The sequence below is a fragment of the Desulfovibrio faecalis genome (assembly GCF_053570625.1).
In genome coordinates this window covers 315707-341518 of record NZ_JBRBQR010000001.1, presented here as the reverse complement: position 1 = coordinate 341518, position 25812 = coordinate 315707, and the positions used below count along the sequence as shown (strand labels likewise).

General features: G+C 55.4%; 20 protein-coding genes. 10 read left to right on the top strand and 10 right to left on the bottom strand.

Annotation, left to right across the window (positions count from 1 at the left end):
* Nucleotides 1-113 precede the first annotated feature (113 nt).
* The 7 genes from ACUZ79_RS01415 to ACUZ79_RS01385 all read right to left on the bottom strand — a co-directional run bounded on the left by ACUZ79_RS01415 (nucleotide 114) and on the right by ACUZ79_RS01385 (nucleotide 9872).
* Nucleotides 114-554, bottom strand: coding sequence for a DUF805 domain-containing protein (locus ACUZ79_RS01415; RefSeq protein WP_449250475.1), 441 nt, complete (start codon nucleotides 552-554; stop codon nucleotides 114-116).
* Nucleotides 555-578: 24 nt separating this feature from the next.
* Nucleotides 579-1436, bottom strand: a complete 858-nt coding sequence (gene folD, locus ACUZ79_RS01410; RefSeq protein WP_240823293.1) for a bifunctional methylenetetrahydrofolate dehydrogenase/methenyltetrahydrofolate cyclohydrolase FolD — start codon at nucleotides 1434-1436, stop codon at nucleotides 579-581.
* 188 nt (nucleotides 1437-1624) lie between these two features.
* A complete protein-coding gene (gene eno / locus ACUZ79_RS01405; RefSeq protein ID WP_240823292.1) occupies nucleotides 1625-2926 on the bottom strand; it encodes a phosphopyruvate hydratase in 1302 nt (433 codons plus the stop codon).
* Between the two features lie 155 nt (nucleotides 2927-3081).
* On the bottom strand, nucleotides 3082-3876 hold the full coding sequence (locus ACUZ79_RS01400; RefSeq protein WP_022659053.1) for a type III pantothenate kinase: 795 nt from the start codon (nucleotides 3874-3876) through the stop codon (nucleotides 3082-3084).
* 246 nt (nucleotides 3877-4122) lie between these two features.
* Complete coding sequence (gene glmS, locus ACUZ79_RS01395) at nucleotides 4123-5952, bottom strand: glutamine--fructose-6-phosphate transaminase (isomerizing) (protein ID WP_240823291.1); 1830 nt, start codon at nucleotides 5950-5952, stop codon at nucleotides 4123-4125.
* Between the two features lie 221 nt (nucleotides 5953-6173).
* Nucleotides 6174-8093, bottom strand: coding sequence for a SurA N-terminal domain-containing protein (locus ACUZ79_RS01390; RefSeq protein ID WP_449250474.1), 1920 nt, complete (start codon nucleotides 8091-8093; stop codon nucleotides 6174-6176).
* A 141-nt stretch (nucleotides 8094-8234) separates the two neighbouring features.
* Complete coding sequence (locus tag ACUZ79_RS01385) at nucleotides 8235-9872, bottom strand: sigma 54-interacting transcriptional regulator (protein ID WP_449250473.1); 1638 nt, start codon at nucleotides 9870-9872, stop codon at nucleotides 8235-8237.
* 333 nt (nucleotides 9873-10205) lie between these two features.
* Between ACUZ79_RS01385 and ACUZ79_RS01380 the strand changes: the two genes are divergently transcribed.
* The 7 genes from ACUZ79_RS01380 to ACUZ79_RS01350 all read left to right on the top strand — a co-directional run bounded on the left by ACUZ79_RS01380 (nucleotide 10206) and on the right by ACUZ79_RS01350 (nucleotide 16669).
* Nucleotides 10206-10490, top strand: a complete 285-nt coding sequence (locus ACUZ79_RS01380) for a UxaA family hydrolase (RefSeq protein ID WP_192113150.1) — start codon at nucleotides 10206-10208, stop codon at nucleotides 10488-10490.
* A 4-nt stretch (nucleotides 10491-10494) separates the two neighbouring features.
* Nucleotides 10495-11655, top strand: coding sequence for a UxaA family hydrolase (locus ACUZ79_RS01375; RefSeq protein WP_022659048.1), 1161 nt, complete (start codon nucleotides 10495-10497; stop codon nucleotides 11653-11655).
* Between the two features lie 89 nt (nucleotides 11656-11744).
* The gene (locus ACUZ79_RS01370) at nucleotides 11745-12707 is read left to right on the top strand and encodes a tripartite tricarboxylate transporter substrate binding protein (protein WP_449250472.1); all 963 of its coding nucleotides are present in this window, start codon (nucleotides 11745-11747) and stop codon (nucleotides 12705-12707) included.
* Between the two features lie 54 nt (nucleotides 12708-12761).
* On the top strand, nucleotides 12762-14315 hold the full coding sequence (locus ACUZ79_RS01365; protein WP_449250471.1) for a tripartite tricarboxylate transporter permease: 1554 nt from the start codon (nucleotides 12762-12764) through the stop codon (nucleotides 14313-14315).
* Nucleotides 14308-14766 carry a tripartite tricarboxylate transporter TctB family protein gene (locus ACUZ79_RS01360; RefSeq protein ID WP_449250470.1) on the top strand — a complete coding sequence of 153 codons (459 nt, stop codon included), beginning with the start codon at nucleotides 14308-14310 and terminating at the stop codon, nucleotides 14764-14766. The genes ACUZ79_RS01365 and ACUZ79_RS01360 overlap by 8 nt, the downstream gene beginning before the upstream one ends.
* Nucleotides 14767-14832: 66 nt before the next feature.
* On the top strand, nucleotides 14833-15924 hold the full coding sequence (locus ACUZ79_RS01355; protein WP_449250469.1) for a mandelate racemase/muconate lactonizing enzyme family protein: 1092 nt from the start codon (nucleotides 14833-14835) through the stop codon (nucleotides 15922-15924).
* A 73-nt stretch (nucleotides 15925-15997) separates the two neighbouring features.
* Nucleotides 15998-16669, top strand: a complete 672-nt coding sequence (locus tag ACUZ79_RS01350; protein WP_449250468.1) for an RraA family protein — start codon at nucleotides 15998-16000, stop codon at nucleotides 16667-16669.
* Nucleotides 16670-16826: 157 nt separating this feature from the next.
* Here ACUZ79_RS01350 and ACUZ79_RS01345 read toward each other — a convergent pair whose 3' ends face one another.
* The 3 genes from ACUZ79_RS01345 to ACUZ79_RS01335 all read right to left on the bottom strand — a co-directional run bounded on the left by ACUZ79_RS01345 (nucleotide 16827) and on the right by ACUZ79_RS01335 (nucleotide 20379).
* Nucleotides 16827-18323, bottom strand: coding sequence for a sigma 54-interacting transcriptional regulator (locus tag ACUZ79_RS01345; RefSeq protein ID WP_449250467.1), 1497 nt, complete (start codon nucleotides 18321-18323; stop codon nucleotides 16827-16829).
* A gap of 238 nt (nucleotides 18324-18561) precedes the next feature.
* Nucleotides 18562-18786: a hypothetical protein gene (locus ACUZ79_RS01340; protein WP_240823281.1), complete on the bottom strand. Its 225-nt coding sequence runs from the start codon at nucleotides 18784-18786 to the stop codon at nucleotides 18562-18564.
* Between the two features lie 96 nt (nucleotides 18787-18882).
* Entirely contained in the window at nucleotides 18883-20379 is a 1497-nt protein-coding gene (locus ACUZ79_RS01335) for a peptidoglycan DD-metalloendopeptidase family protein (RefSeq protein ID WP_449250466.1), read from the bottom strand.
* 381 nt (nucleotides 20380-20760) lie between these two features.
* On the opposite strand from ACUZ79_RS01335, the gene ACUZ79_RS01330 reads away from it, so the two are divergent.
* The 3 genes from ACUZ79_RS01330 (at nucleotide 20761) to gyrB (ending at nucleotide 25808) form a co-directional block, all read left to right on the top strand.
* Nucleotides 20761-22098, top strand: a complete 1338-nt coding sequence (locus ACUZ79_RS01330) for a DnaA/Hda family protein (protein WP_449250465.1) — start codon at nucleotides 20761-20763, stop codon at nucleotides 22096-22098.
* A gap of 150 nt (nucleotides 22099-22248) precedes the next feature.
* Nucleotides 22249-23403 carry a DNA polymerase III subunit beta gene (dnaN, locus tag ACUZ79_RS01325; protein WP_240823278.1) on the top strand — a complete coding sequence of 385 codons (1155 nt, stop codon included), beginning with the start codon at nucleotides 22249-22251 and terminating at the stop codon, nucleotides 23401-23403.
* The gene (gene gyrB / locus ACUZ79_RS01320; RefSeq protein ID WP_240823277.1) at nucleotides 23403-25808 is read left to right on the top strand and encodes a DNA topoisomerase (ATP-hydrolyzing) subunit B; all 2406 of its coding nucleotides are present in this window, start codon (nucleotides 23403-23405) and stop codon (nucleotides 25806-25808) included. Before dnaN ends, gyrB begins: the two co-directional genes overlap by 1 nt.
* The last annotated feature ends 4 nt before the right edge of the window (nucleotides 25809-25812 follow it).

Below are 25812 nucleotides of genomic sequence, written 5' to 3'. Positions count from 1 at the left end.
GACCGGGCCATACGCTATAGCAGAACGTCTGGCAAGATGGCCTGCAATGGGCCACTGGCGCGGATTTTCGCCTGTTGTCGCCGAAGGGCGGCACAACCTTTGTATGTTGGCCCTCAGACCCCGCTGTCGTCAAGTGGATCAGGGCCAAAACGGTTGGGCCCGGAGGTTCCTTTAAGTGCGTATACGACCATCAGCCCGATACTTGCAATGCTCACGGCCAGGGCTGCCACAATGAACAGCCATTCGCCATCAGTGGCCAGCCCGATCAGGCCAGGCAGCATCAAGGCCGCAGGCAGTGCCTGCCACCAGCCGGAAAGATCGCGGTCGTGCAGCCTGCGCGTTGACACGCTCACCGTTGGCAGCAGCAGCCACAGGGCCTGCACGGCGCTGATGATGGAAGCCAGCGCTGGCGCCATAGCTCCCACGATGGCCACCGCAATATTGATCAGCAGCGTGAACAGGCAGAACCACCAGAATTCAGAGCGCGAGGCCCGGCCCTTAATGCTGCAATACTTCTTGGTCAGGCAGATTTTTACGGCATCCCTGAATTCCATGCGCTCTCCCTCCAGCGGGCAAGATCAGGCCCGGTGCTGCCGCCACGACTGCACGGTATTGCTCAGCAGCATGGCAATGGTCATGGGGCCAACGCCGCCGGGCACAGGCGTAATGGCATGCGCCTTGGGGCTTACGCTGGCAAAGTCCGCATCGCCGCACAGGCCTTCGGGAGTGCGGTTGATGCCCACGTCAATGACCACCGCGCCCTGGCGCACCATGTCGCCCGTGATGCAGCGCGGCCTGCCCATGGCAAGAAACAGAAAATCGGCTTGACGACACTGCTCCGCAAGGTCGGGCGTACGCGAATGGCAAACGGTCACTGTGGCGTCGCCAAAACGGCCGGAGCGGGCCAGCAGCATGGCCAGCGGTTTGCCCACAATATTGGAGCGCCCCACAACCACGGCCTTCTTGCCGCTGGTGGGAAGGTCGTAGCGGCGCAGCAGCTCCATGACCCCGGCGGGCGTGCAGGAGACGAATCCCGGCAAACCCAGCGAAAGGCGGCCCACGCTCACAGGGTGGAAACCGTCCACGTCCTTTTCCGGATCAATGGCCAGCAGGCATTCCTGCGCGTCCAACCCCTTGGGCAGGGGCAGTTGCAGCAGGATGCCGTCCACAGCGGGATTGGCGTTGCAATCGTTAATGAGTTGCAGCAGATCCTGCTGGCTGGTGGTGGCGGGCAAATGGTGCGGAAAGGAAACAATACCGGCCTCGGCGCAGGCGCGCTCCTTGTTGCGCACATAGACCTGCGAGGCAGGGTCTTCACCCACAAGGATAACCGCAAGGCCCGGAGCACGATGGCCCTCGGCACGGGCGGCGGCCACTTCCGCGCCAAGTTCCGCCCGGATGTCGGCGGCGGTTTTTTTGCCGTCAATCAAGATCATGTCAAACTCCAAAAAATAAGATAGCCGCCGCAAACAGGGCGACCGCCGCGCCCGGCCGGTGCGACGGTCGCTGGTGGTACCCGCGCCCTTCCAATATGGTTGCGCGCGGGTTGGAGGTCCATACGCGATCAGCTGTGAAAAGCCCGCAGACCCTGCCTTAGCGCGGCCTGATCTGCGGGCGGATAAACCTAGTCTTCGTCTTCTGCCTGAAGATAGTATTCAGCCATGATGGGGCCGAAGAAGTCCGCATCGTCGTCCAGTTCTTCTTCAATGCGCAGCAACTGGTTGTACTTGGCCATGCGCTCGGAGCGGCAGAGCGAGCCGGTCTTGATCTGCCCGGCGTTGACGCCCACGGCGAGGTCGGCAATGAAGCTGTCTTCGGTTTCGCCGGAGCGGTGCGAAACAACGGTGCTGTACGAAGCTTCCTTGGCCATTTCGATGGTGTCCAGGGTTTCTGTAACCGTACCGATCTGGTTGAGCTTGATGAGGATGGAGTTGCCCACGCCCTGATCAATGCCCTCGGCCAGGATGGCGGGGTTGGTCACGAACACGTCGTCGCCCACCAGCTGGATATGGTCGCCCAGGGAGGCGGTCAGCATGCCCCAGCCGTCCCAATCGCTTTCGGCCATGCCGTCTTCGATGGAGATGAGGGGGTACTTCTGGGTGAATTCGGCCAGCCAGTCGCTCATTTCGGCATTGTTGAAGGTCTTGCCTTCGCCGCCGAGAACGTACTTACCGTCCTTGTAAAATTCGCTGGCTGCGGCATCGATGGCCAGAGCCACTTCGGAGCCGGGGTTGTAGCCCGCTTCTTCAATGGCCTTGATGATATAGGTAAAAGCCTCGTCGTGGTTCTTCAGGTTGGGAGCAAAGCCGCCTTCGTCGCCAACGCTGGTCACGTGACCGTCCTTCTTGAGGATGGCCTGAAGGGTGTGGAAAATTTCCGCCCCGATGCGCAGGGAGTCGCGGAAGGTCATGGCCCCCACGGGCATGATCATGAATTCCTGAATATCCAGATTGTTAGGAGCATGCGCGCCGCCGTTGATGATGTTCATCATGGGCACGGGCAGCACCTTGGCGTTGATGCCTCCAAGATACTTATAGAGCGGCAGGCCAAGAAATTCGGAAGCCACGCGCGCGCATGCCATGGAGACTCCCAGCATGGCGTTGGCGCCAAGGCGGGATTTGTTGTCGGTGCCGTCAAGGTCGATAAGAGTGTTATCGATCTGCACCTGACGCAGTACGTCCATGCCAACAATGGCTTCGGCGATTTCACCGTTGACGTTGTCAACAGCCTTGGTCACGCCCTTGCCGCCAAAACGGCTCTTGTCGCCATCACGCATTTCCAGGGCTTCACGGCTACCCGTGGAGGCCCCGGAGGGTACCGCCGCGCGGGCGCTGTGACCGGATTCCAGCGTCACTTCCACTTCAACAGTGGGGTTGCCGCGCGAATCGAGAATCTCACGGCCATAAACTGAAGCAATGCCGCTCATTGTCTACTCCTTTTGCCCTGGGGGGCTTGTTTACGAAAATGCTTACCACGGCGCAAAGGCTAATGGTCTGCGGATAAGTTGATCAGAAATTTTGCACGTGAAACGTCTGCTCAAAGCCAGAAGCGCCGCCTGACTGCCAGGCGGGATTCATGACGCTACTCGTCAGTGCCGGGTTCTTCATAGTGCAGCCTGCGCAGACCCTCGAGCAAGAGCATGGGCAGCACCTGATCAAACACGTTGCTGACCCTGGCGATGGAGGAGGCAAAGCCCCCTGTGCCAAGCACCTTGACCGGGCCGGACATCTGCCGCTTGAGGCGCTGCGTCAGGCCTTCGACCATACAGGCAAAGCCAAAAACAAGGCCGTGCTGGATGCTGGTGGTGGTATTGCGGCCAGGTGTTGGCTCGTTGGCGCGCACATCAAGGTTGACCCTTGGCAGCTTGGCGGCCTCGCGCGAAAGCGCGGTCAGGGCCGTGCGCGGGCCGGGAAAAATCAGGCCGCCCATGTAGGCATCGCCGCTCACGCAGTCGATGGTCACTGCCGTGCCAAAATCGACAATAAGCAGAGAAGGCGTTTCCGGATACATGCGGCGCGCCGCATAGGCTCCCACCAGCCTGTCCGCGCCCACTTCCGCAGGGCGTTCATAGCGGTTTTCAAGCGGAACGGGCAGTTCCTTGCCCACGCGTTGCAGGGGGCAGCCCACATAGCGGGCCACAGCCTCGCGCAGCAGGGGATCAAAACCGGGCGCAACAGAAGACGCAACGCAGGCTTTGAGTTGCGCTGGCGCAACGCCCGCATGCTGCAAAAGCGTGAGAAGGGTAAGACCAAAATTGTCCGCCGACTGGGCGGTATCGGTGCGCAGGGTGTACGAGGTCAGCACATGACGCTCGTTGCCCAGCCCAATCTTGATGGAAGTATTGCCTATGTCGAAAAGCAGAATCTCGGGCTGCATATGCGCCTCCGCAAAGGCCTGAAAGGTTACAGAGACGGATTATGCCCAATTTGCCCGCACTAGGCAAGCCGCGCAGAATCGGGGAATTTCGCGGTAATTGCCTGTCAGACATGACCGAATCGAGCACATAATACCGGGCAGTCGGTACACCACAGCAAACCCCGCGCCTGCCGTGCCCATACATGGCACGACAGGCGCGGGGCAACTGTTTTCTCGGCGGCTTAGTGCTCGCCAGAGCTGATCTGTCTATTCCACCGTTACGCTCTTGGCCAGGTTGCGGGGCTGGTCCACATCCTTGCCGAGGTAGTCGGCGGTTTCATAGCTGAAAAGCTGAAGCGCGGGCAGGGCCATAAAGCCTGCCAGAGGAGCGGGCAGGGAGGGGATAACCCAGGTATCTTCCGCGCCAAGGTCAAAACCTTCGTTGGTCAGGGCGATAACCTTGCCCTGCCGGGCCTGCACCTCGACCATGTTGGACTTCACCTTGGGCAGCAGAACATCATCCAGCGCCAGGGCAAAAGTGGGGAACGAGGGGTCGATCAGGGCAATGGGGCCGTGCTTCATTTCGCCAGCCGCATAGCCTTCTGCATGGATGTACGAAAGTTCCTTGAGCTTCAGCGCGCCTTCCAGAGCCAGGGAGTAGCAATGGCCGCGCCCAAGGTAGAAGAAATTGCGGGCCTGGGCATACTTGCGGGAAAGCTCGCGCGCCTTTTCGTGCATGGCGGGCAACGAGGCATCCAGCAGTGCGGGCAGGTTTTCCAGCATATCGATGATCTTGCGGCGCTCGTCCGCAGACATGGTGCCGTTGCGCTTGCTCCAGTACAGGGCCATGAGGGCCAGCATGAGCATCTGGCTGCACATGGCCTTGGTGGAGGCCACGCTGATTTCCGGCCCGGCCTGGGTGTAGAGCACGGCTGAGGCATCACGCGCGATGGACGAACCCACCACGTTGCACAGGCCAAGCACTGTCACGCCTTTTTCCTTGGCAATACGCAGGGCTGCCAGGGTATCGGCGGTTTCGCCGCTCTGGCTGATGACGAGCACCATGTCGTCCTTGTCCAGCAGCAGGGTATCCCGATAGCGGAACTCGGAGGCAATTTCCACCTGCACGGGCACATGCGCCCAATGCTCCAGCAGATGCCGCCCCCATAGGCCGGAATGGTAAGACGTGCCACAGGCCACAATATGCAGACGGCGCGGCACAGGCAGGCTGTCCAGCTCCGCGAGGCGCACATCGCTGTGGTCGCCTTCAATGCGGCCCGTGAGGCCATCAGTGATAACGCGGGGCTGCTCAAAAATTTCCTTGAGCATAAAGTGGCGGTAGCCGCCCTTTTGCGCGGCCTGCATGTCCCACTGGATGGTCTGCGGTTCGGGCTGCACCGGGCTCAGATCTTTAAGACGCATGATGGCGTAGTCAGAAGCGGTGGCGCGCACCAGCTCGCCATCTTCCAGAAACACCACCTGGCGCGTGTAGGGCAGGAAGGCCGGAATGTCGGACGCCACAAAATTTTCGCCAGTGCCCTGACCAAAAATAAGCGGGGCAGACATGCGCGCGGCGTAGATGACGCCTGGCTCGTTTTTATCCATAAGGCAGACCGCATACGCACCGTGCGCTTCGCGCAGGGCTGCTGCAAAGGCGTGCAGCAGGTCAGGCTCTGTCTTGCGGCGTTCGGCTATGAGGTTCACCAGCACTTCGGTGTCTGTCTCGGAGCTGAACGTATAGCCCTTGGCCGTCAGGTCAGCCTTGATTTCCTGATAATTTTCAATGATGCCATTGTGCACAATGGCGAGAGTGCCATCGTTGGAACGATGGGGATGGGCGTTGCGCTCGGCGGGCACGCCGTGCGTGGCCCAGCGTGTGTGGCCCATGGCGCTGGTGGGTGTGGTCACGCCTTCTTCGTGGGCGAGCTTTTCTTCCAGCGCGGCCAGCTTGCCGGTGGCGCGTACCACATGCAGATCGCCCTGACGGGCAAAAGCCACGCCCGCAGAGTCGTACCCACGGTATTCCAGACGGCGCAAGCCCTCAACCACAACGGGTACCGCAGGCCTGTGGCCCGCATAACCGATAATGCCGCACATAGAGTGCCTCCTTTTATCGCCGGGCAAGGCCCGCTCACAGACCACTCGGTCGACCTGTGAGAAATAGGTAGGTATGTCGTTTTGTAAATATCCCTGCCGCCAGAACGGAGAGGGTTGGGGGGAAATATGCAAGGCCGGAACCGCAATACGCGGTTCCGGTCGGGAGTTCAATGTGTCTGTCGCCTGCGCGCCGGGGGCAGTGGGCCATCGGCAGGGCAGAGCTACATGTTCTTTCTGTCCACAATGTCCATGTTGTGCACTTCAACCTTGGCGGTCGAAAGCAGACGCTGCATGAAGGTTTCATACATGCCCTGAAGGCGCTCGCGCTCCACGGCATTGACCATGATGCCCTTGATCATGTCCCATTCTGCGGGATCAGGAGGCTGCACCGCGCCAACGTGCACAAGCACGGCACCCTGACCGTCCTTGGGGCTGTTGACGGCAAAGGCCGCAGGCAGCCACTGGCCGACCTTGGCATGGAACAGGGCTGCGGCAAGTTCGGGGTCCGCCCCAAAATCTGCCAGGCTTCCGCTGCGGTCCATGGGGTTGGCGGTCTTGATGCCCATGCCCGTCTTAACGGTGGGGTTGATGGGGCCGTCCGCAAGGTTCTTGCGGCGCTCCGCCGCCGCGCGCATGGCTTCGGCAAGGGCCTTTTCGCCCTGCAAGCGGGCGAAGATTTTATCCTTCACAGTTTCAAGCGGCGCGGTGGATGCGGACTCAGCCTTAAGCACTCGGGCAACCACATAGGCATCGCCAGCTTCAAGCGCTCTGTCCACAGGCGAATTGGCCGGGGTCTTTTCAAGGCTTGCGGCGGCTTCGGCGCTGATGCCCATCTTCTGTTGCAGCTCCTGCGCAGAAGCCATGCCCGTTTGCTGGGCTTCAAGGCCCAGAGCCTGCGCGCTTTTTTCAAGCGGCTTGCCGAGGATGTTGTCTTCAATAAGGTTATCAAGAACGTCGCGCAGTTTGTCCGCGCCCTGTTCTTTGGCAATGGCCTTGCGCACATCGGCGGCAACGCTTGCAAAGGGCTGCGTGTCGCCGCCCTTCTTTTCCTCCACCTTGATGATGTGCAGACCAAACTGGCTGCGCACAGGCGCGGAAACCTTGCCGGGCTCAAGGGCAAAGGCCGTGTCTTCAAAAGGCTTGACAGTGGTGCCGCGCTTGATCCAGCCAAGCTCACCGCCGGGGCCGGCAGCATTGGGGCCATTGTGGGCATTTGCCACATCGGCAAAACTTTTGCCGCTCTTAAGTTCCTTCTCAATGCTGGCTGCAGTTTCCTGCGCTTTCTTCACGTCCGCTTCAGCGGCGTCTTCGGCCAGCGGCACAAGAATGTGCGCGGCTTTGACTTCTTCCTGCTGGTTGAAGCGGGAGAGATTGGCATCGTACCACTTGCGGGCGTCAGCCTCACTGATGGCTTCGGGCTTGACCAGATTTTCCGGCGAAATGCGGATATAGGCCACGTCCACCTTGGGAGGAATGGCAAATTCAGCCTTATGGCTGTCGTAATAGGCGGCTACTTCCGCATCCGAAGGCTTGGCATTTGCCATGAACTCGGCAGCAGGAATAAAGATGTAGTCGGGCACCCGCTGTTCACGCAGGAAGTTGTAGCGGTTCTGGGCTTCGGCGGGGTCATGCCACGCTGCGGCAGTGACCAGGGCAAAGAGCTTCTGCCGCAGCAGGTCTTCGCTCATGTCGTGCTCGTACTGCGCGGGCGAAATGCGCTGCATTTCCAAAACCCGCTTGTAGGCCTGAGGGTCAAACTGCCCTTTGGCGTTCTGGAAAGCCGGAATCTGCCCCACGGCAATGCGCAGCTCGAGCGGGGTCACGGTAATACCCGCGTTGGCCGCTTCCTGACGCACGAGAGACTGGCTGACCAGATCACGCAGCACCTGACGGCCAAGGCCCTGACGAACCTGCTCGCGCGTTGCGCCGGGGTTGTTGCGCATCACGGATTCTTCCGCATTGCGATAGGCGAGTTCAAAATCACGCACGGTAATGGGTTCGCCGTTTACCATGGCGACCACATTGCCCGCGCCCCGGTCTTTCATACTGCCCACGCCCCAAAAAACAAAGACAAGAATAATGAGGCCAAAAGCCAGTTTGACGCCAAGAGACTGCGAATTGGAACGGATATACTCAAGCATGCTTACTCCGAGATGCGGTATTTCCCAAAAGATAGGGAGGCATCATAAGCGCAAACTGTGGGAAACTCAACAACAGGAAGAGTACGAAAGAAAATAGCCACCTACCGACTTGCGGCTGAAAAATCGGGGATCAAAAAAACCTTACCTGTCCATACCCAACTTGCGCATTCTGTGTTGCAGGGTAGAGCGCGGCACGCCCAGCAGTGCCGCTGCTCCTCGCGGCCCGGAAACTCGCCCGCCGGACTGGCGCAAAGCTCGCTCTATGTGGCCCCGCTCATTTTCCTCAAGTGTTGGAAGACGCGCCGAGGCTACCGCCTGCTCCTTGCCTGTACCGCCTGATGCCAGATCGGCAACACTCCCGGAGATACCGCCCGCCGCAGTAACAGCTGATTCACAGGGCTGTTTTTCAGCAGATTCAGGTTCCCACTGGTGCAGGGCCTCCAAAACAAAATCCTCCGTGACCGCCGAATCCAGCGAATGAAGCAGCATGCGGCTCACCACATTGCGCAGTTCACGGATATTGCCGGGCCATGAATGCCCGTGCAGGGCCTGCACAACGGAACGGCTCAGCCGGGGAGGACGTATCTCGTACTCCTTGGAGAACTGATGAATAAAGTGTTCCACAAACAGGGGAATATCGCTTTTTCGCTCCCGTAGCGAGGGCATACGCACAACCACTGAACCGAGCCTGTAATACAGATCCCGCCGCAGTCGCCCCTCGGCCATTGCTGCTGCCAGATCGATATTGGTGGCTGAAATTACGCGGATGTCCACGCCAGTGGACTCAGCCTCGCCCACTCGTTCAAACGAATTTTCTTCCATGACCAGCAGCAGCTTGCTCTGCATTTCCGGCGCGAGTTCACCTATTTCATCCAGAAACAGGGTTCCGTGCTGGGCCAGTTCAATGCGGCCAATGCGCTTGGCTGTGGCCCCGGTAAAAGCACCCTTGGCATAGCCGAACATTTCGCTTTCAAAAAGGGTAGGCGCGATGGAAGGGCAGTTAACCTTGACGAAGTTTTCTTCCCGGCGCGGACTGTGACGGTGCAGCCAACGCGCCAGCATGCTTTTACCCGTACCGGTTTCCCCGGTGATAAGCACGGGAATGTTCAGCTTGGCAACTTTGCGCACCACAGCCATTGTGCGCACCATGGGCGGCGTCTCGAGCAGTTTTGTTTCCAGCAGAATACTGCTTGAGTCATCCTGTATTTTGCCGGAATGCTCCGTCACGGGTCTGACCTTTGCCATTCGTTCCTCAGCCAGAACTGCGAACAGAAAAGCCGTGAGCACGGGCGTAAGTTCAATGAGGAAGTTCAGAATCTCAACAATATTATCCGGCTGCTTTACAAAAGAAACATGCAGTGTGCCAATGACCTCACGGTTGATGATCAGGGGCAGAGCAATGGTTGCGTTAAGTCCCACTGACGAGAGAGGCATGGGACCATCACCCAGATTATGTACAGAAAGATCATTGATAACCACAGGCTTGCGCGAGGAAATGGCAAGGCCGGCCACCGTGTTGCGCGCTATGCGCGTATTTGAAAGTGATTCTACCACGGTTCCATCTGCAGCGGTGAACAGGTTCAGAAATTCCCGTTCAGCGTCATAGAGATTAATACAAAACCTGTCATAGTGAAAAAGTTCACGAATCTGTTTTGATAAAATCTGAAAAAAAGCGTTTCGGTCGATTTTTCCCGCTACAATGCGCGCCAGATGATGCACAACCTGTCCGACAGTGAGAGAGGGACTGCTCAGCCCCTTTGGCGTAATCTTATATTCCATTTTTTCCGCCTGTATTTGGGCAATTTATACCCAAATATAATCAATTTTACCAATAAATCAATACATTCACTGGTTATTCAATCAAGTTTGTGAAAATAAGTCCATTATTTTCGCAGCATAGCAACAACCACATTTTTTGGCACACCAATTGCTCTATACTTTGCAGCAAGGCTTAAAGGCAAAAAATATTATTGGTATTTATGTGTACATATACAATGCTGCACAAATAAAAACTAATAATTTTTGCAAAATGTACTCTTGTTTTGCTCATACTGCCATTAAGTTTTTGCCTAAAAAAACTTTTTTATAGCAATGTTATTAAAGGAGAGCGGTATGGTAACCCATTTTGTGGTTCACGAACCCGGCGATAGCGTCGGTGTTATCGTTGTCGAAGGGGTGAAGAAAGGCGACAAGCTCAATGGCTGGGTCATGGACGGCAATCAGAGCATCGACTTTGAAACGCTTAACGACATTCCGATCGGCCACAAGATTGCCCTGAAGGATATGGCTGTGGGCGACACCGTCATCAAGTACGGCACCGACATCGGCAAGGTTGTGCAGCCCATCAAGCGTGGCGAACACCTGCATGTCCACAACGTCAAAACCAAGAGGTGGTAATCTGATGCAACAGACATTTATGGCCTATCGCCGTGAAAATGGCCGCGTGGGCATCCGTAACCACGTTATCATTCTGCCCCTGGACGACCTTTCCAACGCCGCTTGCGAAGCTGTGGCCAACAACGTCAAGGGCACGCTGGCTCTTCCGCACGCTTATGGCCGCCTCCAGTTCGGCGAAGACCTTGACCTGCATTTCCGTACGCTGATCGGCGTGGGCTCCAACCCCAACGTCGCTGCCGTTATCGTTATCGGTATCGAACCCCAGTGGACCAAGCGCGTAGTGGACGGCATCGCCAAGACCGGCAAGCCCGTTGAAGGCTTTGCCATTGAACAGCACGGCGACCTTGAGACCATTTGCAGCGCTTCACGCAAGGCCAAGGAATTCATGCACTTCGCCACCGAACTGCAACGCACCGAATGCAAGGTAAACGAGTTGTGGGTTTCCACCAAGTGCGGTGAATCCGACACCACCTCCGGCATTGCCGCCAACCCCACTGTGGGCAACGCTTTTGACAAACTGTGGGAAAAGGGCGCCACAACCCTCTTTGGTGAAACCACTGAGATCACCGGCGGCGAACACCTGGTTATGGAACGTTGTGCCAATGATGAAGTACGCGCCAAGTTCAAGGGCTTTTTTGACCGCTACGCCAAGGTTGTGGACGACCACAAAACAGACGACCTGAGCGATTCCCAGCCCACCAAGGGCAACATTGAAGGTGGCCTGACCACCATTGAAGAAAAAGCCCTGGGCAATGTGCAGAAAATTGGCCGCAAAGCCCCTGTTATCGGCTGCCTCGACAAGGCTGAAATGCCCACCGGCCCCGGCCTGTGGTTTATGGATTCCTCTTCCGCCGCTGCAGAAATGGTTACGCTCTGCGCGGCCTCCGGTTTTGTGGTGCACTTTTTCCCCACGGGCCAGGGCAACATCATCGGCAATCCCATTCTGCCGGTGATCAAGCTTTCAGCCAACCCCCGTACCGTGCGCACCATGAGCGAGCACATCGACGTTGATGTTTCCGGTATTCTGCGCCGCGAAATCAACCTTGATGCCGCTGGCGACAAGCTGCTTGAAATGATGTTCCGCACCTGCAATGGACGCAATACATCAGCTGAAGTTCTGGGACACAGAGAATTCATTATGACCCGTTTGTACGAAAGCGCCTAAGATGCGTTATGTATCCTGGGAAAGTTGCTTTCCCAGGATACTTTCCCCCCCAAAAAAGGAATGATATTGCTTTCGAAAAGGAGGCCTAGATGAAGTTCAAAGCCATTTTACCTTGCCTTTTCCTTGCCCTCTCCCTCATTTCAATGGCTGCCCATCCGGCTGCCGCCGCGTACCCAGACAAACCCCTCAGCATGATCATTGCTTTTACCGCAGGTGGCTCCAGTGATGTTCAGGCACGCATCATGCAAAAGTACTGGGATAAATATGTCAAAGAACCTTGGGTGTTTGTGTATAAACCCGGCGCTGGCGGCATTATCGGCTTTACGGAAATAGCCAAGGCAAACCCTGATGGCTACACCATCGGCGGCCTTAATGTCCCGCATCTTGTGCTCCAATCCCTCGCACAACGTGCTTCCTTCAATGCAGACAGCTTTGAATACATTGCCCAGGTGGTCAACGACCCCCAGTGCATTGCCGTACTTAAGTCAAGTAAGTTCAAGTCTTTTAAGGATATTATTGATGCAGCAAAGGCTGCTCCCAATGCCGTCAGGGTTGGGCTTGTCGGCCCGCTGAGCGGGCATCATCTAATGTTTCTGGAGTTCAACAAACTCTTCCCTGATGTGAAACTGAGCCGTGTTTTTTATAAAGGAGCTGCTGATCAGAACGCGGCCCTGCTTGGCGGCGAAGTTGACCTGATTTTTGGCAATATCAACGATGTCATGCGCTCCATTGACGAATTTACTGTACTCAATGTTGCGGCAGAAAAGCGCAATGACTTTTTACCCGATGTGCCGACCCTGCGTGAACAAAACATAGACCTTGTTTCTGACATACGCCGCATTTTTGCCGCCCCCAAGGGCACCCCTGCGGACAAGTTGTCGTTTTTGCGGGAAACCTTCAAAAAAATCTGTAACGATCCCGGTTATCTGGCAGATATGAAAAAAGCCGGCCAGCCTGCGGAGTATCTGGATGGAGCTGCCACAGCAGCCTACATCCGTTCTACTGAGCAAAAAGACAAAGCTCTGCTCTCAGAAGCCGGCCTACTCAAATAGACTTTTTGGACAGGATGGACAGCAGACTGTCCATCCTGTCCCCAGGAGCCACATATGACCGAGTTTATCGTTCCATCGCTTCTGAACCTCATTGATCCCCTGAATATCTTTCTTATGGTTGTCGGTCTCACAGGCGGCATAGTCATTGGCGCCCTGCCGGGTCTTTCGGCTACCATGGGTGTTGCTCTGATGGTTCCGGCGACTTTTGCCATGAATCCTACCTCAGGCCTCGTCATGCTCGGCGCTATTTACGTGGGCGCTATTTACGGCGGTTCCAACTCGGCAGTGCTTATCTGCACTCCTGGCACCCCTTCTTCTGTTGCCACAACCTTTGACGGCTGGCCGCTTACGCAGCACGGCGAAGCAGACAAAGCCCTGTATACCTCGCTGCTTTCCTCTGCCTTTGGCGGCATTGTAGGCGTATTCTTTCTTTTGTTCCTTGCTGGCGCTTTGGCGCGATTCGCCCTGCAATTCGGCGGGCCGGAAAATTTCTGGCTGTGTCTTTTTGGCTTGAGCACCATCGCCGTCATGAGCCCCGGGAATATGGGCAAGGGTATTGTTTCTGGCGCCATAGGTCTGCTCATCTCCACCATTGGCATTGATCCCAATGCTGGCGTCCCCAGGTTCACATTTGGTTCTTACGGCCTTGTTCAGGGTGTTTCCGTCATTCCGTGCATGATTGGTCTGTTTTCGTTCTCGCAAGTGCTTTACCTGATCGGTACGGATAAAACATTTGTGGCTGACTACAACCCCCGTAAGGGTACGTTCGGAAAAACGGCCTCATACCTCGCCCGCCGATGCAAAAAAATTCTGCTGCGCTCGTCGCTTATTGGCACGTGGGTGGGCATGCTGCCCGGTGCAGGCGGAGAAATTGCATCCATCATCGCTTATAATGAGAGCAAACGTTGGGCCAAAGATCCTTCCATTTACGGCAAGGGATGCATAGAGGGTGTTGCCGCATCTGAAAGTTCCAACAACGCGGTCATCGGCGGTTCTCTTATCCCCATGTTGACCTTGGGGATTCCCGGCAGCGCAGTTGCGGCCGTGATCCTCGGGGCGCTTATGGCGCATGGCATCCAGCCTGGATTCAAGATTTTTTCTGCCACAGGCGAACTGGCCTACACGTTCATCTTTTCGCAGTTTGCCGTAAATCTGCTCATGATTCCCATTGGCTTTGTTCTGTGCCGCTGCATGGCAAAACTGCTGACGCTGAGGCTGACCTTTGTGGCTATTGGCATTGTGGTTCTGTCATATATTGGCGCGTATGCCATTTCCAACAGCATAATCGACATATGGGTTGTCATGGTATTCGGTTTTGTGGGCTTTTTTGGCGGCAAGCTTGGCATGGACACCGGGGCAATGGCCCTGGGCGTTATTCTTGGACCCATGATTGAAGAAAACCTTGGCAAGTGTCTTGATCTTGCCCACTCCGTGCCGGGCGGCCTCCCTGCCATCATGCTCAACAGCACCATCAGCAAGGTACTTGTGCTTGCTTTGGCGCTTTCTTTGGCCACCCCGTATCTGCTGCACCTGAAAAAACTGCGGATGCAGGAAAATGAAGCAAAATGTCGCTGTCAGGATGAACGCCCGGAGAACGCCAATGTGTAAAAGCCATCAAGATATACTATGCGGACTGTGTTTTCTGGCAATCAGCGCCGCTTTTGGCCTGCAGATGCAAGAGCTGGAAGACGTTACGCGCGTCTTTCCTGCGGCGCTTCTTACGGTGATCGCGCTTGGCGGGGTGTGGTTTGTCGGTAAGGGGATCTACCTCAAACGGCGTGACAATACTTTTTGTGAAACCGAATCCGTCGCCTGGAAAAAGGTGGCAATAATTGCGGCAGTAGCATTGATTTACGCAGTTTTGTTATCAATTCTGGGATTCTTTGTCAGCACGGCTGCCTTTATTTTTTGCACATCCATGATTCTGGGCGACAAAAACAAAGGAATTTTGCATCTGGCAAAGGTCAGCACGCTGTATTCCCTGATCTTTTGCATCCTGATCTGGCTCAGTTTTGTGAAGCTGCTCAATGTACCCACGCCAACAGGTCTGTTTTTTTAGAAACATGCCTGGATATAAAATTGGCAAGTTTGTTGTGATTCACTGCATTACATGGAGATGTCCAGGATGAAAATTACTGATGTGCAGGCCATACCTTTGCGTATTCCGCAAAAAATAAAGGCTTCAAAATCTGAAAAGTGTTTCAATACTGAAAGTGACGGCCATGTACTGGTAAAAATCCACACGGATGAAGGTATCATCGGTATTGGCGAAGCTTGGCGGCTCACGCCATGCGCCGTCGCAAAATTCATTGTTGAAGCTCTCAAACCCCGGTTGATGGGGGCTGACCCCACATGCATCGATGCCTTGTGGCAAAAAATGTACATTGCCACCTTCAGATACGGGCGCAAGGGGATGGTACTGAACGCCATCAGCGGCGTGGAAATAGCCCTGTGGGACATTCTGGGAAAAATGAGCGGCCTCCCGGTCTACAAACTGCTCGGGGGCGCGCACCACAGTTCCATTCGTGGATATGCCAGCCTGCCCCCGTTCCCGATGCCGGAAGAAGCAGCGGAAGATGCTGCCACCCGGGCCGAAGACGGCTATCATATGGTCAAATTGCACCAGCGGGATGTGGCATCTGTGGCAGCAACGCGAAAAGCCATTGGTGACAACGTTGAACTTGCGCTGGATGTCAACGGCTGCTGGAGCAGGCGGGAAGCAGTGACCATGGCGCAGCGCATGGAAGAATACTCCCTCCGCTGGCTTGAAGAGCCCATCAACCCCATGGATGATTATGATGGCCTGAGCTTCATTCGCGAACACAGCAACATCAGCATTGCCGCAGGCGAAAATGAATACACCCACTATGGATTCAAAACCCTGATTGAGAAAAACGCCGTTGATATTTTACAACCTGACGTTATCAAGGCTGGAGGTTTGTCCTGCTGCCGCAAAATTCTGGGCATGGCAGAAGCCTGGAATATTCCCCTGATAACGCACTCGTTCTATTACGGCGCAGGTGTGGCTGCTACGGCCCATTTTGTCATGGCTAACCCCTTTGGCAACGAAATGGAGATCTGCACCACCCCTATTGAAGAAAACTTCATCTGTCCGGATTTTCGGCCTGTCCATGGCAAAATAACTGTTTCTGACGCGCCGGGGCTGGGCATAGACGTGAATGAGGATGTTGTTAAGCATTACCGTATAGACATTTGATCGCTCCAGAGTGTGCAGGAACATCAACCCCGCTTGGCAAAGGTGGGCAAGCATGCCGCGCAGGAAATAAAACATGCGTTACGCCATCAACTGTCCGATTGACCGCCTTTCGTCTGAAATTGTGCGCCAGTATGCTGATCTGGCCGTTGCGGACATCTGCGACGCCCTGGGCCGCAACGCCGCCCTGCCGTCAGCGCTCAAGCCTTTCAACAACAGCCGCATTGTGGGTAGCGCCTATACCGTCAATCTGCCCGCAAGCGAAAATCTGCTGCTCTACTATGCTGTCGATAATGCCCGACCCGGCGACGTGCTGGTTGTATCCTGCGCGGGCTATACGGAAAGAGCCGTGGCAGGGGAAATTGTGGCGGCACTTGGCAAGGCTCGAGGTCTGGCAGGCTTTGTCATTGATGGAGCCGTGCGCGATGCCGAAGCCCTGCGGCAGACGGATTTTCCCGTTTATGCGCGCGCAGTATCGCCCAACGGTCCATACAAGGACGCCTGCGGCGAGATCAACGTACCTGTCAGCATGGGCAACGTGGTTATTCAGCCCGGTGATCTGATCGTGGCGGATGCGGACGGCATTGTGTCCATCCGACGGCAGGAGGCAGTTTCTGTAGCGGAACAGGCCCGCAAAATTACAGAATCTGGCCTAAAAAAACTGCAATCCATTGAAAAACACGGTTCAATGGACATGACATGGCTTTATGACAAACTCGCCAAAAGCTGCTGCGACATCCACAGCTAGTACCTTTCACGGTGGGTAGTTGCGGGGGAGGGGTAGTCTTGCAAAAGGCCCTCCGCATGCCCACCTTGGATTTGAGGCGCCAACCAGCGCACGGAACGCAAAACGCCCGCATCAGCGGGCGTTTTTATATCTACCTGAAAAAGTTATCCGGACAAAATCAGTCAATGGGGTGCCCGGCAGCTCTGTATTCGTTCAGCTTGTTGCGCAGCGTGCGCACTGAAATACCCAACAGATCGGCTGCCTGCGTACGGTTGCCGGAAGTAACCTCCAGCCCCTTGAGAATCATGATACGCTCCATCTCATGCAGAGGAATCACAGCGCCCTGCATGCGGTTGTCTCCAGCCAATACGCCCGTTGCCGGAGCAGACTCGCTGGAGCGGGGCGCATCAACATCCTGAACAGCCGCAGAAGCCGCCAGCGCGTTGGCATGGGCTTCTTCCACCAGAGCAGTCGACTGGGGAGCCTCTTCTTCAAACAGCGGCCAGTCTTCATTTTCAAGCAGAAAATGGCAGGGCTCAACAGGCCTGCCGTTAGCAAGCAGAACTGCGCGTTCCATCAGGTTTTGCAGCTCGCGCACATTGCCGGGAAAGTCATACTGCTGCAACCAGGCAATAGCGCTTTCAGAAAGGGGGGCGGCAGGCAACTGGTATTCACGCGTATACATGCCTATGAAAAATCTGGCCAGTTCCAGCACGTCATCCCCGCGCTCGCGCAACGAAGGCAGACGCAGGGGAATAACATTCAGCCGAAAATACAAGTCCTGACGGAACTTGCCCTCTTTTACCCAGCCCTCAAGATCGCGGTTGGTGGTGGCAAGCACGCGCACATCAACCTTGATGGTTTCGGTGCCGCCCACGCGGTCGATCTCGCCCTCCTGAAGCACACGGAGGAGCTTCGCCTGCAAGGCCATATCCATTTCAGAAATTTCATCAAGCAGGAGAGTGCCGCCATCGGCAAGCTCAAACTTGCCGGGCTTGCGAGCAATGGCCCCTGTAAATGCGCCTTTCTCGTGGCCAAAAAGCTCGCTCTCAAGCAGATGTTCCGGCAGGGCGGCGCAGTTTACGGCCACAAAGGGCTGCTCCGCGCGCTTGCTCATGGCGTGCAGATAGCGGGCAAACATTTCCTTACCAGTACCTGATTCACCGGTAATCAGCACTGTAGCGCGCGATCCGGCCACCTGGCGGGCCAGTTGCAGCACACGGGCAATGGCCGGGTGATCGCCCACAATACGAGGGCCTGTGCCATCGTGACGGGCCTTGTGCCCACCAAGAGTAGACACTGCCGGAACCGGGGCAGTCTTGCGCTTCTGGCCTGCCACAGCGGCCACGCGCTCCACGTCCAGCGGTTCAAGCCAGTAGTCGCGAGCGCCCAGCCCCATGAGCCTCTCGGCCTCTTCAGGGCTGCCTTTATCCGTAATAACGATAACAGGGGGAAAATTGGGGTCTTCCGCGCCAACGGCAAGCAGATCTTCCACACGAAAGCCCGGCAATGAGGGGCGTGAGAAAATCACGTCCGGTCCGGATTTTTTTATAAAAACAGAAGCGCCTTTGAGATTTTCTGCAATGCCAAGCTCATAGCCCGCATTTCGCAACGCAGGAAAGACGGCAGTGACTGCCTGAGCGGGGGTAAGAAAAAGGAGACGGCGCGATGACATGAGAATTTGTGTATCGTTTCGCGCTTCACAATGCAACCGCCAAGGCCCAAAACAGGCCATGTTCGGCTACTTACAGCAAAAAACGGGGCAAAACAGTGTAGCTTTCAGCCAGATTTGGCTGTCACCTGGAAAAAACTCCACCGCGCGATGTTGTCGCTGCGAGAATCGACTCTAAAATTTTTATCAAATAATATACTAAAATAATTAATATTTCATTAAAAACTGGGACAAATAACAATCAGGCCCAACCACTGGCAATAACACCAATCCCCACCATGTTGGAGGCGGCCAGCCGCCACTGACTCTGCATGAAGGATTTGGCGCTTTCTTCCGCAAGCAGGGCTTCAGCAGCAGCCGTGGAATCGTTGATAATGGAGGGGTAGTACGTAATGGAGTCCGGATTGCCGGGCGAACCCGGCAACACGGTAACAGAAAGCCCGGATGCTGGGTCATAGTATGTCATAAAGCCCCCTGGGCGGAAAATCCGCCGCAATGCCGCGCATCCATTTAACAAAATATGGTGGGCGTGTCGGAAAAAACTTTACGAGCTGAAAATAATCTAGTTTCTATGCTTCTTTTTGCGTTTTTCGGCCTTGTGTTCTGGCTCGGATGTTTTTTCAGGCTGCGGCAGATCCACATTGTCGAGTACAATGCTATCCACAGTATACTCGGGAAAATTTTTTTCTCCCTTAAGCGCTGCCAGTTCCACAGCCATGACTTTTTCAAAGGCGCTCATGGCGCTCTTGCTGACCGGCTCGCCTCTGGGGTTAATGGCCTTGGCGGGGTTTACGAATTTGCCGTTCTGGCGCAGCCTGAAATCAAGATGCGGCCCCGTGGCAAGGCCCGTCATGCCCACAAAACCAATAACCTGCCCCTGACGCACCTTCTGCCCGTTTTGCAGGCCCCTAGCATAGCCGGATAGATGCGCGTACAAAGATTCCAACCCGCCGCCATGACGCACAATAATCTGGTTGCCGTAGCCGCCAGCCCAGCCGCGCTGCGTAACCACACCTTCACCCACAGCCTTGACAGGCGTACCGGTAGGAGCGGCATAGTCCACACCTTCATGTGGTCTGCTATACCCCAATATGGGATGGAGTCGGTTTTTTGTAAAGCGCGAGGTCACGCGCGTGAATGCCAGGGGAGCCTGCAGCAGTGATTTGCGGACGTTTTCACCCTTGCTGTTATAATAGCTGGCGGCCTTGTTTCCTTCGCGGAACAAATAGGCCTCAAAGGTTTTACCCTTGTTGGTGAAATGCGCGGCCAGAATACGCCCGTAACCTTTGTATTCGCCATCACGATAGCGCTTTTCAACCAGTACCGAGAAAGAGTCGCCTTCTTGCAGATCACGGATAAAGTTGATTTCCGAACCAAAAAGCTCTGCCAGCTTAAGGGCCATTTGCGGGCTTTCCCCGGCATCGGCCACAGCCTGAAAAAGATTGTCGTCAATGGTGGCGCTCATCGTGGTGAGCAGGGTGACATATTCAATGGCCTCCACCCGGGCCACGGGCTGTTCCACGCCCTCCACCACCAGACGGCGGCGGCTGTCTATCTCGTATTCAAAGCGCTTTACCTTGCCTGTGGCGGCATCGGTTACAACCACGTAAGGTTGTCCATCGCGAAAAGCCCGCATGGAAAACACTCGGCGCGCGGCGCTTATATAATCCTGCACGGCCTGGCTGTCTGCCCCCGCAAGAATCTTGGTGACAGTATCACCTTTCTCAACCGTGCCCTTGACCACTTCCTCGCCAGGGGCGGCAGATTCTTCATCTGGATTTGCAGCTTCCGGGGCAGCGGATTGCGTCAGGTCTGCTCCGGTATTTCCGTCACTCTCAGCGATATTGGTCTGAGAGGCGGCTTCTGTCCCCTGGGTTTTGGAAATGTTGGCAGGGTCCTCCCCACCGTTAGCTGGTGCTGCCTGATCCGCAGAAGCCTGCCCACCCGCAACGGGGATGCCAGCTTGCAACTGATCAAACGGGAGCCACCCCTTTTCCCAGGCAAACAAACCTGCAAAAAGCAGAAACAGGGCCGCGACCAGTATCCAGCGAATCTTCATGTGCAAAAACATTGCAAACGTATACCTGCCGTGGTGTTCCTTGTCCAGCCGCGTCCAGCAGTCTCAGCAGGCATTGAGGTTTTGCACAGATTTAAACAGATAATGCAGTATATTATAAAAACTGTATCCATGCCGTCTACCAGTATCATGGATCCCCTTTGTTTTTCCACGCAGAACAGGGAGCGGGGAGGCCGTTGAATATGGCAGCACTTGTTTCATATTAAGCTTTATGGTATGCATGCTCTTTGTTCCTTCATGGCGAGAACCGCGCCAAATCCGGCAAACAAGGCCTGTGGGCCCTGCCTGAAATGCTGGCATGTCTTGGCGCAATACCCCGGAAGGAACAGTTATCCACAGGCCTATGGACAGGCCACATACGCTATGCTGAAAAACGAGTTGCGGGACATACTGGCACAACAAAAGGCCAACGACAGGGGAGACTGGCTGGAATCCCTTACCCTGTGCCATGAAGGCGATACACTAACCGTTGGCTTTCCCCACTTTTATTTTGCCGCGTGGTTCAAGCAGCAAAAGCGCGATCTTTTTGAACAGGCGCTTTTGTCCCGCTTTGCCGACAAAAAGCTTCCGCAAATAGTATATGAACAGCCCACCCTGGGGCACGCGCAGACATGGTCGCTTCCACATGTTGAGCAAAAAACTGCCGATCAGAACAAACAAAATTTTATGGTGCGCACGGATCCCCCCGCAGCGCCCAGAATTGAAAATGATGCTTTCACAGCATTTATTGCCAATGCAAAAAATGCCTTCCCCCTGGCTGTCGCCAAGGAGATAGCAGAAAGGCGCGCTGATGTGGCCTACAATCCCTTTCTGCTCTGTGGGCACAGCGGTACAGGCAAAAGCCATATTTTGCGATCCATGGCAGCCACCCTGGCAGAAGGGCCTACAGGCAGCCGCGTAATTATTTCTGCGGCTGCGCGCTTTTGCGCAGACAATCCGGCATGGGTGCGCAGGCCGGAAATTTTCTGGCAACAGTGCGATGTTCTGCTGCTTGACGATATTCAGGATATCGTCGGCCAGTCGGCCTGGCAACGCAAACTGGTATCCTGCATGGATGCTTGCCCGCGCAGCGCCGGGCAGGACGGCAAGCCTGGACAGATGGTCTTTGCCTGCACGGGTCAGCCACAGGCTCTCAAGGCTCTGGACGAACGTTTACGCTCACGCCTTGAAAGCGGGCTTGTGGTAGAACTCATGGAGCCTGACCTTGATGTGCGTATGCGCTACCTACAGGCCATGAGCAAAGAGCGGCACATGAATCTCACGCGGGAACAACTGCTGTTCATTGCCCAGCGCTGTTCGCAGTTTCGTCTGTTGCAGGGACTGCTGCTCAAGGTGGCGGCCTTTTGTTCCGTTACTGGTTGCGAATTGTCGCAGGCAGACCTTGAAAATATTGTACGCACGGGAGTGGCCGACAAGACGCCTGGCTGTCTGGAAATTCTTGGGGTTGTGGCCCGGGCCATGAATCTGCGGCCTGAAGATGTACTTGGCGGCAAACGCCGACCAGACCTCGTGCTGGCGCGGCAGGTTTCCATGTATATATGCAGGCGCAAGCTTGGTCTATCCTACCCGGAACTTGGGCGGGCATTTGGCGGCAAAGACCATAGCACAGTTATATATGCCATTAAAAAGATTAAGAAAATTCTAGTTAGTGACAAAGCGCTCCAACAACTAGTGACAGAACTGGAGCTCAAGGCACAATAGCAGCCCGCCAAGCGGGCGAAAATACGGGAAAATGTTCCCGGCGTTTCCTTGGACGTTGTTGGGGTGTTCACTTGATTTTTCAATAATAAAAGCAAGTTAGCTGTCTTAAGAACAAAGACACAGACGACTATAATAGTAAGGAAAAAACATATGAAACTTACTGTAAACAAAGAGCAGATCATCGAAGGCCTGCTGAAGGCAGCTGCCATCATTCCTGCCAAGGCAGGAGCGCAATATCTGCGCTCCATCTGGCTCAAGGCTGAAGAAGGCAGCCTTTCAGTCATGTCTACTGACGCCAACATTGAATTCACCGGGCGTTATCCTGCCGAAGTTGCAGCACCTGGCCTTATAGGCGTTCAGGGCAGGGCCTTTGTGGATCTTGTACGTCAGTTGCCCACGGGTGTTCTGCACCTCACCCTTGATGAAGCTTCTGGCAATCTGCTTTTGGAACAGGGACGCCGCACCTACAAACTGCCTGTGAGCGGAGCGGAGTGGTTTCAGAACTTCTCCGCCTTTCCTGCTGAAAACGCTGTCACCTGGTCTGGCGACTTTTTGCAGGATATTCTGGACAAGGTGGGCTTTTGCATCAGTGATGACGACGCCATGGACGCCATTGCCTGCCTGTGCATGAAGCCACGCGGCAACGGACGTATTGATGTGTGCGGCCTCAATGGCCACCAGTTTGCCCTTGTTTCCTTTACCCATGACGAACTGGCCGAACGCCTGCCCGAAGCGGGTATGCTGATCCAGAAAAAATATCTTGCGGACATCAAAAAATGGCTTGGCGTGGATGAAATTGAACTGAATATCACTGACAAACGTCTGTATCTGCGCAGCCTGGATGGCGCTGAAACGCTCAGCCTGCCCCGCGCCGCCCACGAATACCCTGATTACAACATCTTCATGAGCAAGCTTGCCAGCGAAGACATGCACCCCATGACTCTTGCCCGCAAGGAAGCCATCGAAGCTCTTGGTCGTATTCTCATTTTTAATACTGAGAGCGACCGCTGCACCTACATGGATCTTTCTGCCGGGGAAGCCCTGCTTTCCGCCCAGGGGCAGGATGTGGGCTCGGCCAATGAAAGCCTTGAAGTTGCTTATAATGGCGATATAAAACGCATTGCCTTCCCCACGCGCAACCTGCTTGACGTGCTGGGACACTTTGTTTCTGCAAAGATCGACATGATGCTTACCGGCTCTGAAGGCCCCTGCGGTATCCGCGGCGCCGATGATGCCGACTATACAGTTATCATCATGCCCATGAAGGTTTCTGAAACGACCTACTATAGCGAGGAAGACGTTTAATGGCTCCTGAAACCGGCAACGGCGGGTACAACGCCTCTTCCATTACCATTCTGGAAGGCCTTTCGGCTGTGCGCAAGCGCCCGGCCATGTACATAGGCTCTACAGATGCGCGCGGCCTGCACCATCTGGTGTACGAGGTAGTGGACAACTCCATTGACGAAGCCATGGCCGGCTTCTGTTCGCGGGTCACTGTTATTCTGCATGCTGACAACAGCGTGACTGTTCGAGATGACGGGCGCGGTATCCCTGTGGATATCCATCCCAAGGAAGGCGTGCCCGCCGTGCAGGTGGTCATGACCAAGCTGCATGCTGGCGGCAAGTTCGACAATTCGAGCTACAAGGTTTCGGGCGGTCTGCACGGCGTGGGTGTTTCCTGCGTCAACGCTCTTTCGGAAGAGCTTACGGTCACGGTGCGCCGAGATGGCAAACGCTACCGCCAACACTATGCCCGTGGCGTACCGCAGGACGAACTGGTGGTTATCAGCGAGGGCTTCGTTGAAGGGCACGGCACCACCGTTCGCTTCAAACCTGACGAAGAGATTTTTGAAGTTCTCGAGTTTTCATATGAAACATTGAAAAAGCGCTTTGAAGAACTGGCCTATCTTAACAAGGGCCTGACTATCGAGTGCATCGATGAGCGCATCGGCGAAACCCATGTGTTCCACGCCGAAGGCGGCATCCGCCAGTTTGTGGGCGACCTCAACTCCGGCGAGCAGGGCATTCACCCCATAATCTTTGGTGAAGGCATTGTTGATAATGTTACCGTGGATTTTGCCTTGCAGTACAATGCGGGGTACAAGGAAAACATTTTTACCTTTGCCAACAACATTCGGACCAAGGAAGGCGGCACCCACCTTGTGGGTTTCCGTACTGCGCTCACGCGCGCCATCAACGGCTACATCAAGGGCCAGGCCGACCTGGTCAAAAAGATGAAGAACACCTCGCTGTCTGGTGATGATGTGCGCGAGGGCCTTACCGCCGTTATCAGCGTCAAGCTGCCCCAGCCCCAGTTTGAAGGGCAGACCAAGACCAAGCTTGGAAACAGCGAAATTGCCGGTCTGGTTGCCGGTGTGGTGTATGACCGCCTGAATGTGTATTTTGAGGAAAATCCCAAGGATATCCGCCTCATCATTGACAAGGCCATAGACGCCTCGCGGGCGCGGGACGCAGCCCGCCGTGCCAAGGAACTTGTCCGCCGCAAGGGCGCGCTTTCCGACAACTCGTTGCCCGGCAAACTTGCCGACTGCCAGAGCAAGGATCCCATTGAATCCGAGCTGTTTATAGTGGAAGGTGATTCGGCAGGCGGCTCTGCAAAGCAGGGGCGTAATCCCAAAAATCAGGCTATTTTGCCCTTGCGCGGCAAAATCCTGAACACGGAACGCACCCGCTTTGACAAGATGCTTGCCAACAAGGAAGTTAAGGCGCTCATTACCGCCATGGGCGCAGGCATCGGCGAGGAAGACACCGACCTCGACAAGCTGCGCTACCATAAAATCATCATCATGACAGACGCCGACGTGGACGGAGCGCACATCCGCACCCTGCTGCTGACCTTTTTCTTCAGGCAGTATCAGGAGATGGTGGAGCGCGGCTTTGTCTACATCGCACAGCCGCCTTTGTACCGTGTGCACAATTCGCGCATGGAAAAATTCATCAAGGACGACCCCGCGCTCAACGAATTTCTGCTCACACGCGTGAGCGAAGACGTGACGGTGGTGGCCTCCAATGGAAAGGAATTCCGAGGTAAGGAACTCATCAGTCTCATGGAACACATTGAAAAGGCCGAAGGCCGCGTGAATGATGCCGAAATGTCCGGCACTCCGCGTGACCTCTTCATGGCCCTTGTGACCCATGAAAAGCAGATTGACGCTCATAGCCTTGAAAATCAGGACAGCGAACTCATCGAATGGCTTAACAGTCACGGATACATGCTCACTCTTGAGCGGGAAAAGAGCGAAGACGAGGAAGAACGCCTGTTTGCCGTGTTTGAAAATACCGGTGGGCACCATACCCGCAGAGGCATGGAGTTTTTCTCTTCCCGCCTTTACAAGCAAGGCTGGCAGCTCTTTGACGAGCTGCGCCAGCAGTGCGGCTCCTTTGCCTTTACCCTGCGCAAAAAGGACGGCGAAGTTGCCACAGAGGATCTGTTTACGCTCATGCGCATGGTGCTTGATGAAGCCCGCAAGGGTATCAACATCCAGCGCTACAAGGGTCTTGGTGAAATGAACCCCGACCAGCTCTGGGTGACGACCATGAATCCAGAAAATCGCGTACTCCTACAGGTTTCCGTGGAGGATGCCAACGAGGCTTCTGACGCTTTTGTGGAGCTTATGGGCGACCGTGTGGAACCGCGCCGCGATTTTATCGAGCGCAACGCCCTGGCCGTACAGGATCTGGATATTTAAAAGA